15 protein-coding genes, 1 tRNA gene, 1 pseudogene and 1 riboswitch are annotated in these 11,365 nt (G+C 28.7%); of the genes and pseudogenes, 3 read left to right on the top strand and 14 right to left on the bottom strand.

The window, feature by feature from the left end:
• Positions 1 to 25 precede the first annotated feature (25 nt).
• From ACTT83_RS03875 to rplM, 7 genes are read right to left on the bottom strand one after another with little or no spacing between them, the layout of a single operon-like run.
• Positions 26 to 877 carry a DMT family transporter gene (locus ACTT83_RS03875; RefSeq protein WP_440918823.1) on the bottom strand — a complete coding sequence of 284 codons (852 nt, stop codon included), beginning with the start codon at positions 875 to 877 and terminating at the stop codon, positions 26 to 28.
• A 16-nt stretch (positions 878 to 893) separates the two neighbouring features.
• Positions 894 to 1,796: an AEC family transporter gene (locus ACTT83_RS03870; protein ID WP_440918822.1), complete on the bottom strand. Its 903-nt coding sequence runs from the start codon at positions 1,794 to 1,796 to the stop codon at positions 894 to 896.
• The gene (locus tag ACTT83_RS03865) at positions 1,796 to 3,088 is read right to left on the bottom strand and encodes a homoserine dehydrogenase (RefSeq protein WP_440918821.1); all 1,293 of its coding nucleotides are present in this window, start codon (positions 3,086 to 3,088) and stop codon (positions 1,796 to 1,798) included. Before ACTT83_RS03865 ends, ACTT83_RS03870 begins: the two co-directional genes overlap by 1 nt.
• A complete protein-coding gene (locus ACTT83_RS03860) occupies positions 3,088 to 3,297 on the bottom strand; it encodes a hypothetical protein (protein WP_440918820.1) in 210 nt (69 codons plus the stop codon). Before ACTT83_RS03860 ends, ACTT83_RS03865 begins: the two co-directional genes overlap by 1 nt.
• Positions 3,294 to 4,316 carry an N-acetyl-gamma-glutamyl-phosphate reductase gene (gene argC, locus ACTT83_RS03855; RefSeq protein WP_440918819.1) on the bottom strand — a complete coding sequence of 341 codons (1,023 nt, stop codon included), beginning with the start codon at positions 4,314 to 4,316 and terminating at the stop codon, positions 3,294 to 3,296. The genes ACTT83_RS03860 and argC overlap by 4 nt, the downstream gene beginning before the upstream one ends.
• Before the next feature lie 33 nt (positions 4,317 to 4,349).
• On the bottom strand, positions 4,350 to 4,787 hold the full coding sequence (gene rpsI, locus ACTT83_RS03850; RefSeq protein ID WP_440918818.1) for a 30S ribosomal protein S9: 438 nt from the start codon (positions 4,785 to 4,787) through the stop codon (positions 4,350 to 4,352).
• Position 4,788: 1 nt separating this feature from the next.
• Positions 4,789 to 5,247, bottom strand: a complete 459-nt coding sequence (gene rplM / locus ACTT83_RS03845) for a 50S ribosomal protein L13 (RefSeq protein WP_440918817.1) — start codon at positions 5,245 to 5,247, stop codon at positions 4,789 to 4,791.
• A gap of 135 nt (positions 5,248 to 5,382) precedes the next feature.
• A riboswitch (SAM riboswitch) is annotated at positions 5,383 to 5,449 on the top strand.
• A gap of 2 nt (positions 5,450 to 5,451) precedes the next feature.
• Here rplM and ACTT83_RS03840 point away from each other — a divergent pair.
• Positions 5,452 to 6,780, top strand: a complete 1,329-nt coding sequence (locus tag ACTT83_RS03840; protein ID WP_440918816.1) for an O-acetylhomoserine aminocarboxypropyltransferase/cysteine synthase family protein — start codon at positions 5,452 to 5,454, stop codon at positions 6,778 to 6,780.
• Here ACTT83_RS03840 and ACTT83_RS03835 read toward each other — a convergent pair.
• A complete protein-coding gene (locus tag ACTT83_RS03835) occupies positions 6,773 to 7,789 on the bottom strand; it encodes a COX15/CtaA family protein (RefSeq protein ID WP_440918815.1) in 1,017 nt (338 codons plus the stop codon). The two genes, ACTT83_RS03840 and ACTT83_RS03835, sit on opposite strands and share 8 nt — an antisense overlap.
• Positions 7,790 to 7,832: 43 nt before the next feature.
• Here ACTT83_RS03835 and ACTT83_RS03830 point away from each other — a divergent pair, with 43 nt between their 5' ends.
• Positions 7,833 to 8,123, top strand: a complete 291-nt coding sequence (locus tag ACTT83_RS03830) for a chorismate mutase (protein ID WP_440918814.1) — start codon at positions 7,833 to 7,835, stop codon at positions 8,121 to 8,123.
• Here ACTT83_RS03830 and ACTT83_RS03825 read toward each other — a convergent pair whose 3' ends face one another.
• The 6 genes from ACTT83_RS03825 to ACTT83_RS03800 all read right to left on the bottom strand — a co-directional run bounded on the left by ACTT83_RS03825 (position 8,124) and on the right by ACTT83_RS03800 (position 10,991).
• Complete coding sequence (locus ACTT83_RS03825) at positions 8,124 to 8,315, bottom strand: 50S ribosomal protein L33 (RefSeq protein ID WP_440918204.1); 192 nt, start codon at positions 8,313 to 8,315, stop codon at positions 8,124 to 8,126. It lies immediately after the preceding gene.
• 1 nt (position 8,316) lies between these two features.
• Positions 8,317 to 8,688, bottom strand: a complete 372-nt coding sequence (locus ACTT83_RS03820) for a MerR family transcriptional regulator (protein WP_440918813.1) — start codon at positions 8,686 to 8,688, stop codon at positions 8,317 to 8,319.
• Positions 8,681 to 9,628, bottom strand: a complete 948-nt coding sequence (gene glpX, locus ACTT83_RS03815) for a class II fructose-bisphosphatase (protein ID WP_440918812.1) — start codon at positions 9,626 to 9,628, stop codon at positions 8,681 to 8,683. The genes ACTT83_RS03820 and glpX overlap by 8 nt, the downstream gene beginning before the upstream one ends.
• On the bottom strand, positions 9,628 to 10,620 hold the full coding sequence (locus tag ACTT83_RS03810; RefSeq protein ID WP_440917023.1) for a putative transporter: 993 nt from the start codon (positions 10,618 to 10,620) through the stop codon (positions 9,628 to 9,630). The genes glpX and ACTT83_RS03810 overlap by 1 nt, the downstream gene beginning before the upstream one ends.
• A gap of 7 nt (positions 10,621 to 10,627) precedes the next feature.
• Positions 10,628 to 10,909: an ETC complex I subunit gene (locus ACTT83_RS03805; protein ID WP_440917024.1), complete on the bottom strand. Its 282-nt coding sequence runs from the start codon at positions 10,907 to 10,909 to the stop codon at positions 10,628 to 10,630.
• A 5-nt stretch (positions 10,910 to 10,914) separates the two neighbouring features.
• Positions 10,915 to 10,991, bottom strand: a tRNA-Pro gene (locus tag ACTT83_RS03800).
• A gap of 122 nt (positions 10,992 to 11,113) precedes the next feature.
• On the opposite strand from ACTT83_RS03800, the pseudogene ACTT83_RS03795 reads away from it, so the two are divergent.
• Positions 11,114 to 11,365: pseudogene (locus ACTT83_RS03795) on the top strand (hypothetical protein); the annotation flags it as partial.

Genomic DNA, 11,365 nt, shown 5'->3' with positions numbered 1-11,365 from the left:
GATAATAGTAAATAAATATTACCTATTATTTGACTTTTTTAAGTAAGTTCTCTCTTCTTGAGATGTAGATTCCACTTAATACAATAAAAAACAAACCTAAGAAAGTCCAATTATCAGGGAAATCACTAAAGAAATAATAACCTATAATTATGTTTGTAATGATCTCAAAGTAACTAAATGGAGCTAATTTTGAAGCATCAGCGTATTTTAGAGATAATATTAGAAATAAATGACCTACGCAGGCAAATACACCAATAGCAGCCATCATTGACCACTGATTAATTGTTGGCTTGATCCAAACAAAAGGCATTACACATGAAATGATAACAGCCCCTACTACACCGGTTAACAATAAAGTTAATAAAGGGTTATCTGAAGTACTTAACTTACGAGTAATAATTAAATAAAATCCATACATTATTCCTGTTCCAAGTGCAGCAATACTTGCTAAATTAATTTCTACAAAACCAGGTCTTATAACAATCAAGGATCCTATAAATCCTATAATTACAGCTGACCATCTTCTAAATCCAACCTTCTCACCTAAAAAAACTGGAGAAAATGCTGTAACAATCAAAGGTGCAACAAATGCCAAAGTTAACGCTTTTGCTAAAGAGATTACTGAAATGGCATAAAAAAAACAAATATTTGCAGTTAAAAGTATTAAGCCTCTTATAAATTGTAGCTTTGGTTTGTCTGTCCAAACGAGATTTTCTCGAAAAAAGAAAAACATAATTGGTAAAGTGAACGCCACAGTAAAAAAATATCTTGCCCAAGTGATTTGTAATACAGGTAATTCAGCGCTTAAATATTTAGCAAAACCATCCATAATTGGAAGCATCACCCACGCTAAAAGATTAAATGTAATAGCCTTCATATAAGAAAGATATAGACTAATTAAAGTATTTTAAAGCAAAGAATACAACAATTGGAATTGTTATAAATGACATAAGTGTTGACACAACAATTGTACTAGCAACACTATCAATAATTTTTTTAGGTGAATAAATTGATGCAACAAGATAATTAAGAACTGCGCTGGGCATTGAACATTGTATTAGTAATACACCAGCCGCAAACCCCTCTAGACCAAAATATAATATCAATAAATACCCAATAATAGGTCCCACAATAACTCGGCCTAAAGATGAAAATATTGCTTTATTAAGTGAAAAAACTTTAAGTCTTGTGAGTGCTATTCCTAATGACATCAAAATTAAAAATATTGTGGCATACATTAATAAAAAAGTAGTATTTTCAATAAATCCTGGAAGTTCATAATCATAATAAAGTAAAAAAACTGCAATAATGATCGCATAAAAAGGTGGGCTTTTTAGTATGACTTGTAAACTAAATTTTCTATCTGCTAAAAAAACACCTAATGTAAAGTGACACAAAATGATTAAGGCTGAAATAGCGGCTGAAACACCAAGGCCTTGAGAACCATACGCGAATAAACATATTGGTAGACCCATATTACCTGTGTTAGGCATTGTTAAAGGTGGAAGCTCTCTTATTATATCTTTAGTATTTAAAAGAAATAAAATAATTATTCCAACAATAATGAACCCAACAATTGCGATTGCATAATACCAAAAATAGTTAATGAAAATAGTAAACGATATATTTACTGGATTTAATGCATAAATAATCATTGCTGGTGTGCCAACGTTTGCAGCGAAATTAGTGATAAATGTAGTATCAATTTTAGGATTTTTTTTACCAAGATAATATCCAATACCCACAACAAAGAATACTGGAAACAAAACTTCAAAAAGTTTTATATAAATATCCATTAATTATAAAGTCTAATTAAAGTTGGAAATTTAAGAATATTTCTATTTTTTTTAAAAATTGATAGACAATTTTTAATATTTTTTTCAGTTGTTTTATGACTTATAATGACAATTGTAGCCTTCTTATTTTTCTTATCAGGAGTTTGAATAATTCTTTTTACTGAAATCTTAAATTTTGATAATCGATTTGTTATCAAAGACAAAACGCCTTGTTTATCCTTAACTTCAAACCTAAGATATAATGAATTAGAGTAATTTTGATTGTTAAAGGGTTTTATAGATTTTCTTTTATTATATGAAATTCCAAAAGGGGGTTTTATATTCCCTCTCAAAATTGATAGTAAATCTGATAATAAGGATGAGGAAGTTGGTCCAGGACCTGCCCCCTCTCCTTGTAAAATACTTTGACCTACTGGTTTGCCCTCTACAATAACCGCATTCATCACACCATTCACATTTCCAATATAGGAGTTTTTACTCACTAAACATGGGTGTACTGTTTCGAATAATTTATTATTAATAATTTCAGAAATACCAAGTAATTTTATCCTCAGTCCTAATTGATTTGCTATTTTAATATCTTCTAGTTTAATGTTTTCAATTCCTTCCATTATACACTTACTTTTTGATGTTTTGATATTAAATGAAAGTGCAGATAATATTCTAATTTTAGCAAAAGCATCAAAACCATTAAGATCTAATTTAGGATTACCTGGTTCAGCATATCCAAGTATCTGGGCTTTCTTTAAAACTTTTTCAAAACTTTCATTACTATTTTCCATCTCTGATAAGATATAATTCGTTGTCCCATTTAGGATTCCATAAACTTTTTTAATTTTATTGGTTGCTAAACCCTCTTTAATAGTTCGAAGAATTGGAATTCCTCCAGCTACAGAAGCTTCGAATTCTAGATTTACTTTATTTATTTCAGCTATTTTCGTTAAATGATCTCCATGTTTAGCAATTAATGCTTTATTCGGCGTTATTACATTTACTTTATTTTTCAAAGCGTATTCTACTATCTTTTTGGAAATACCATCAGATAAACCAATACATTCAAATAAAATATCTATTTTTTTTTCTTTAAAAATTTTCAAAGGATCTGAATAAAAAATTTTTTTATCAATGTTAAATCGTCTTTTTTTATTCTTATTTTTAGCAGATATAGCTACAATCTTTATTCTTTTTCCAGTTTTTGTCTCAATTTCTCTCTTTTTTGAGTTCAATTCATTATATAGAAATATTCCAACCTGACCTAATCCAACTAGTGCAATATTTATATTTTTATTCATTAGTTAATATCCGGAAATTTACTTTTTTTGATATAATTATTAATATAAATTTCATACTCTTCAATCGTCATTAATCTAACATCATTTGATTTTTTTATTATTTCGGTCAATTTGTTATTATCATTTTTTTCATTCAAATTATTAGAGTCAATATTTAATGAACATGCATTTAAAAATATAAATAAAGCTATAAATAATAAATTATTCATTTAAAACCAGCATCTTTTGGAAAATTAAATTTCATATTCATATTTTGTATTGCCTGACCCGCTCCCCCTTTAATAAGATTATCAATAGCAGAAAGTATAATTATCTTATTCTCATTTTTTGATTTACAAACAGATATATTGCAATTATTCGTATTAATTACATCATTTGTGCTTATTAATTTGTTTTTATTTAATATTTTTATAAAATTTGCTTTTTTATAATATTTTTTCAACGTGTTTAATACTTTTGATGCTGAAGAAGCCTGATTAAGCTCAACATAAATTGTGCTTAAAATGCCTCTAAACATAGGTGATAAATGAGGAGTAAAATCAAATTGAATATTTCCTTTAACGCATCTCTTGATCATTTCTTCAATTTCAGAATTATGTCTGTGTGATGCAACACCATAAGCACTTAAAGATTCATACAAATTTTTATCTTTATATTTTTTGTGTACACCTCTTCCAGCACCAGAATATCCTGATTTTGAATCAATTATAATATTATGATTTTTTATTAATCTATCTTTTAATAAAGGTATCAAGGGTAATAGAATAGAAGTCGGATAACATCCAGGACAAGAAATAATTTTATAATCTTTAACTTTTTTTCCTGTAATTTCAGGTAAAGAATAAATACTATTCTTAATATTATATTTTGCTTTATGATTTTTTTTATACCATTTTTTGTAATCTAAAGCTTTTTGAAGCCTAAAATCTGCGGCAAGATCAATTAAAACGTTCTGTTTATTCAAATATTTTGAAATTACTTGCGCTTCTCCATTGGGAAGTGCTGTAAATACAACATCAATTTCACTCAAAAATTTTTTATTGAATTTTACAATTTTGGGTAATTTTTTTAATCCAATAGTCTTATCGTAATAAGAAATTTTTTTTCCTACTGATGTGTTTCCACATAAATACTTTATTTTTACATATTTATGTTTGTTTAACAATTTTATCAATTGGATACCAATATAACCAGTTGATCCAGCGACTAATACATTAATCTTAGGCATTTCTTATTATAACAGTTTAAAATTAAAAAAAAATTATCTTTTAGAAAACTGAAAGCTTCTTCTAGCTTTTCTTCTTCCAGGTTTTTTTCTTTCAACTGCCCTGGAATCTCTCGTGGTTAATTTCTCAGTTCTAAGAGTAGATTTAAAGCTTTCATCTAATAATACTAAAGCTTTTGAAATTCCATGTACCATTGCCCCTGCTTGTCCCGTTGGACCACCACCTTTAACATTACATCTAACATCATAACCTGTAGCTTGATTTATCAATTCAAAGGGTCTTGTAATTTGCATTTTGTGATTCTCACTAGAAAAATACTCATTGTATAATTTGCCATTAACATAAATTTTTCCTGAACCCTTTTTAAGCCAAACTCTTGCAATAGATGTTTTCCTTCTTCCAGTTGCATATTTGCTATCCTTAAAATCAAGTTTTAATTTTGTTATTTTTGATGAAGTTTGAGTGTTTTCCATATTAATTTCTTACTATATTCTTGCTATTCAACTTATCTAATTCAATTATTTTAGGATTTTGAGCTGAGTGAGGATGACTGTCACCAGCATATATTTTAAGTTTTGTAAGTTGTTTTCTGCCTAAAACACCACCTGGTAACATTCTTTTAACTGCTAATTTTAATGCCTCACCTGGTTTTTTTTCATGTAATTTTTCTGGAGTTGTTTCTTTAATACCTCCAGGATGGCCAGTGTGTCTGTAATATTTCTTATTTTGAAATTTTTTTCCTGTAAATTTTACATGCTCTATATTTTTGACTACTACAAAATCTCCTGTATCCATATGAGGAGTATATGTTGCTTTATTTTTTCCTCTAATTATTTTAGATACAATTGTTGCAAGTCTTCCTACAACAGCGTTTTTCGCGTCAATTTCAAACCATGATGAATTAAGCTCACTTTTTTTAACAAATTTTGTCATTAAGCGAGGATTAATACTATTATTAAGTTTAAAGTCAATTTTATATTTACCTTGTAAAATAACTCTATTCTGGTAAAAAGAGATTGCCGATTTGATCCTATTGCGGGCATTAACTGCTAAAATGGAAACTCTCTAAAAATCGGTAGGCATTTGAACTATATTGTGCGCCTTGCATGAAGCATAAGCACTAAAAAAGGAGCAAAAATGAGTACTAAAAGAAATAATCCAGAGACTTTAGCCATTCATGGTGGTGACTATAAAAGTGATCCAGCTACAAATGCTGTAGCAGTACCTATCTATAGAACAACATCGTATCAGTTTAATAATACTGAACATGCTGCTAATCTTTTTGCATTAAAAGAATTTGGAAACATCTATACAAGAATTATGAATCCAACTAATGATGTTTTGGAAAAAAGAGTTGCTGCCTTAGAAGGAGGTTTGTCTTGTGTAACAGTATCTTCAGGTCAAACAGCATCATCTTTTGCAATATTAAATGTGGCTCAGGCGGGTGATAATATTGTAAGTTCAACAGACCTATATGGTGGAACTGTGTCTTTATTTACACATACATTAAGTAAATTAGGAATTGAAATTAGATATGCAGACCCAAGTGATCCAAAAAATTTTGAAAAAAAAGTAGATGATAAAACAAGAGCTTTTTATGGAGAAACTTTACCAAATCCTTATCTTAGAGTTTTTCCTATAAAAGAAGTTTCTGATATTGGCAGAAAATATAATATTCCATTAATTATGGACAACACTGCATCACCAGTTATTTGTAAACCTATTGAACATGGTGCAGCCATAGTAATTCATTCCCTTACTAAATATATTGGTGGACATGGAACCGCAGTAGCAGGAAGCATTGTTGATAGTGGTAATTTTGATTGGACAGCTGATCCAAAAAGACAACCCTTATTTAATGAACCTGATGCTAGTTATGGTGGAGTAATATGGGGAAAAGCAGTGCCTGAGCTTACAGGAGCAAATGTTCCTTTTGCAGTAAGAGCTAGAGTATGTTTATTACGAGATCTTGGTTCCGCATTAGCCCCTGATAATGCATTTGCAATAATTCAGGGTTTAGAAACTGTTGCTTTACGCATGAAACAACATTGTGAGAATGCAGGAAAAGTTGTTAATTTTTTGAAAAAACACAAAGAGGTTACAAAAGTAATCTATTCTACTGAACATAATAAACCAATCGCTGATAGAGCAAAAAAATATCTAAAGGGTGGTTATGGGCCAATGGTTGGTATTGAATTAAAAGGTGGTATTGAGACTGGAAAAAAATTCATTGAGTCTTTAAAAATGTTTTATCATGTTGCAAATATTGGTGATGTAAGAAGTTTAGCAATACATCCTGCTAGCACAACTCATAGCCAATTAAATGAAAAAGAACTAGCAGCATCTGGAGTTACACAGAGCTATGTAAGACTTTGTATTGGTATTGAGCATGTAGATGATATCATTGAGGATTTAAACCAAGCTTTAAACAAATCTTCTAAAGGTAAATTAAGGGCAGTTAGTTAAATCTTGTATTAAGAAATAAAAAATAGATACAAGAACTTACCAAAAAGATTGAGCTTATTTGATGCAAAGATGCTATATAGATTTGTGCACCATATAAGACTGTTATTATTCCTAAAAAAATTTGTAATAAAATAAAGAAACCCAATACATTTATAGACTCGTATAAATCAAAAATTTTATCTTTATAAATTTTGTAAAACATAAATAAATAATAAAATCCGATTATATAAGCTAAGTTTCTATGAATAAATTGGACTAAAGATGGATCGCTAAAAGCAGATAGTTTAAATAAATTAAAAAATTCATTATCATCAGGAAAATATGCTGTACCCATATTTGGCCAGGAATTATAAATTTTTCCAGCATCCATACCAGATACAAAAGCTCCTATAACAATTTGCGTAAAAACCAATATTAAAAAAATGAGTGGTATTAAAGGATTTATTTTATTTGTTGTATTATAACTCAAATTTAGCTTGAGATAGTTCCAGAATATTAATGATAAAATAATAAAAGCAATCAATAAATGAATAGATAATCTAAAATGACTTACATCAACTCTATCTACAAGACCACTACTGACCATATACCAACCAATAAAGCCTTGAAAACATATTAGAAAAAAAATTAAATACAAACTATACAATTTTGAAATACTAATTTTAAAAGAAAAATAAATTAATGGTATTAAAAATCCGATACCAATTAATCTTCCTAAAAGACGATGTGCCCATTCCCACCAAAAGATAATTTTGAATTCTTGCATATTCATGTTGTAATTTTGTAATTTAAATTCAGGTATTTGCTTATAAAGATTAAAATATGAAATCCAGTCTTCTTGATTTAAAGGTGGTAAAAATCCTGAGAAAAGTTGCCATTTAGTAATTGAAAGACCCGAGTCCGTCAATCTTGTTAAACCACCAACAACAATCATAATGGACACAATCCAAAACATTGAAATTAACCAGAGAGATAATTGATTATTAATCTTATGATTTGCTGTGTACATATGCGAATAAATATAATAATTTTTTAATTATCCAAATATATAAATGTCGCCGCAAAAACGAAAAAAACTAGGCAAAATTAGATCAGAACTAGATAAAATAGATAATTCACTTATAAAAATTATAAAAAAGAGAACATTTCTCGTGAAAAAAGTTTTAGAACTTAAAGATAGAAAAAATCAAATAGTTGATCAAAAAAGAATTAAATCCATACTTAGCAATATTAGAAAAAAATCTTTAAAGAATAAAATTGATCCACGTATTACTAATAGAATATGGAAAAATATGATCTGGTCTTATATTGATTACGAAAGAAGAAATTTTAAAAAAAAATGATTATTTACTATGTGGTGGTAATTTTTTTTCAACAAAAATTTCATGTTTTCTAGTTGAAGGATTATATTTTCTAGCTTTTAATTTTACTTTGGCTTTTTCTCCACCAGCTGGCTTTTTTACATAATAAAAAAAAGGACTATCAGGTTTTTCTTCAGGGACTAAACGAACTTTTATATGAGTTTTTTTTGCCATCTTATTTAAATTTTTTTAAACTTTTTACAATATTTGAAATCTTATTTAACTTATTTTTTAAATTACCTGCTCTTATAGAATTATCTGCCATTTCGTCAAGCTTTAAAGGTTCTTTATTATTTAGTATTTTCTTTACACCTTTGATAGTCATTCCTTGATCTTTTAATAAAAAATGAATTTTTTTTAATAATTCAATGCTTTTTTTGTCATAATATCTTCTATTTCCAGTTAGTATTTTAGGTTTAATTTGTTTAAATTCTTTTTCCCAAAAACGAAGAGTATGAGTGGGTAGAGAGTCCCCTTTTTTTGATTTTAAATTTAATATTTTAACAACTTCACTTATAGTTTTGTAGGAATTATCTTTTTTATTCATCTATTTCATTTTTTGATTTTATTATTTTTTTCAAATTTGTAGATTTATGTGTAATGAGCGTTTCTGATATATAATTATTTTCCACTATTTTAATCCCAGAAACAATGTCCCCGTTTGTAATGCCGGTAGCGCAAAAAATTGAGTCACCTGTAATTATTTCATTTAACAAATACTTTTTATTTAAATCATCTATACCCATTTTTTTTGCCCTATTTACATCATTTTCATTATCGAAAATAAATCTACCTTGAAAAAAACAATCAAAAGCATCTAAAGCAGAAGCTGCAAGCACACCCTCGGGTCCGCCGCCAATACCCATAAAAATATCTATATTATATTTTTTATCAGAAACTAATAAAGCTCCTGATACATCTCCATCAGAAATAAGTTTTAAATTCACTTTCAAATTCCTCAGTTCTTCAATAATCTTTTTATGCCTTGGTCGATCTAAAATACATGCAGAAAGTTCATTAGGTTGTTTATTCTTATAATCTGCAAGATTAGAAATATTTTTTTTAACTGAATAATCCAAATCAATAATACCCTCAGAGGGTACATTTGCAGAAATTTTGTTCATATAAGTCTCTGGTGCACTAAATAAATTTGACTTTTCTGCAACTGCAATAACAGATAATGCTCCTGGCTGATTATTTGCTGCAAAATTAGTTCCCTCCAAAGGATCCACAGCAATATCTAACTCAGGACCATTCATGGTGCCTAAAGTTTCCCCAATAAAAAGCATAGGAGCTTCATCCAATTCTCCCTCCCCTATAACCACCTTTCCTCTCATTTCTATTTCATTGAGTTTATTTCTCATTGCATCTACAGCCGATTTATCTGCTGCTATTTTATCTTTTTTTCCAACAAAATGGTAAGATGATAAGGCTGCTTTGATTGAAACATTTAAAAATAAGTCTTCAAATTTTTTGTCTAATGACATTATTTTGCAGTTTCAATAGATATATTTTTCTCTAATTTTGATTCAAATTCTCTCAATCTTTTCCAAACTGAAATTAGTTCAACAATAATTGGCCAGCTTCTAACTAAATATTGCAGTGATGTTTCAACTCGACCAAAAGCTCTTATAATTTGTTGAACAAAACCAAGTGTTATTGCACCAGTTACAATCGTTGGTGCTAATGCTAAATATGGAACAATTACCATACCTTGTAAGTAACTCCATTTTACTGCATTAAAGTAAAGGTAGTGAAAATACATCTTATAATGAATTTTTCTAACACCCCCATAAAGATCTGTAATTTTTGCAGGTTGTGCACTTTCTTTAAAATCCTCTCCTAAAACTAATTCTTTCCTATAAGCAGCCTCTTCTTTTTGAATATCATATTCAATGCCAGGAAGTTTAATCCCAACACTAGCTAATAATATTGTTCCACCCAGTGCTGATATAATCGCGACCCAAACTAAAGCATGTTCAACTTCGCCAATCCATGGTAACACTGTAATACTTTTTGATAAGCCCCATAAAATTGGAGTGAAAGCAATCAACGTCATTACACTTCTCAGTAATTCAGCCCCTAGCCCTTCCATTATTCTAGCAAATTTAAGAGTATCCTCTTGAACTCTTTGAGATGCTCCCTCTATAGAAGAAGCATCATTCCATTTGTCATGATAAAAATCTGCCATTGCAGTTCTCCATCTAAATGTCCAGTGGCTGGTAAAATAATCACTAAAAATAACTACTAAAATATATACGGCTGCAATTTTTGCAAATGTAAAAAGATACGCAATAAATTCTTTTTCAGATACAGAATTGGGATTAGTGAGAGCTTTTTGTAAAGTATCGTAAAATTCACCAAACCATTCATTAATTCTCACATCAAGTTGAACCTGATACCAAGTAGCCATTAAAATCAGTAATGTTCCACCTATACTCCATAAATACCATCTTCTATCTGTAAAAAATTTAAACATTATTTATCTATTTTAAAAAATTATCTGCGTAGGATTTTTTTACCATTTTTCTTTTTTTTGGCTCAATTAGTTCATAATCAATTTTTTTCTTCTTTGCATAATTTATCGCTAATTCTTTGGTTGAAAATTCTAATTTCAGCTCAGTATATGTATCATTAGAACTTTCCCATCCCATTAAAGGATTTTTTGTTGGATCATTAGTTTCAAATTCAAGTATCCATTTATCAAGTTTCCCCAAACCTGATTGCATTGCACTTTTATTAGGTATGTAAATTTTTGCTTTTTTCATAATAATGGTCGGAGTGGCAGGATTTGAACCTGCGACCCTCTGGTCCCAAACCAGATGCGCTACCAGGCTGCGCTACACTCCGAGAGTGTTCGTTATAGCGCTTTTACTTATGTTTTCAATAAAAAGAAAAAGGTTAAATGATAAGGAAAAGTAGAAATAATTGATTTTACCATCTATATTTTAATATAATTTCTAGAAGCGACAATGTTTATATTAAATAGGTATTATAAATTTTATAAATACAATGGTTTAATAAAAACTATTACAAAAATTCTAACAACACCGTATCGAATTATTAAAAAACGCATTTATCAAAAAAATAAAAAACTAATCTTTAATCAAGATACATCAGAAAAAAGATTTGATCTTATTTATAAAACTAATTTCTGGTCCTCAAATGAAAGTGTTTCAGGGTATGGATCTGAATTAAAAAATACTATCAATATTGAAAAGGAA

Source organism: Candidatus Pelagibacter sp. (genome assembly GCF_052049775.1).
GTDB lineage: Bacteria > Pseudomonadota > Alphaproteobacteria > Pelagibacterales > Pelagibacteraceae > Pelagibacter.
This window is presented reverse-complemented; position numbering and strand designations above follow the sequence as displayed.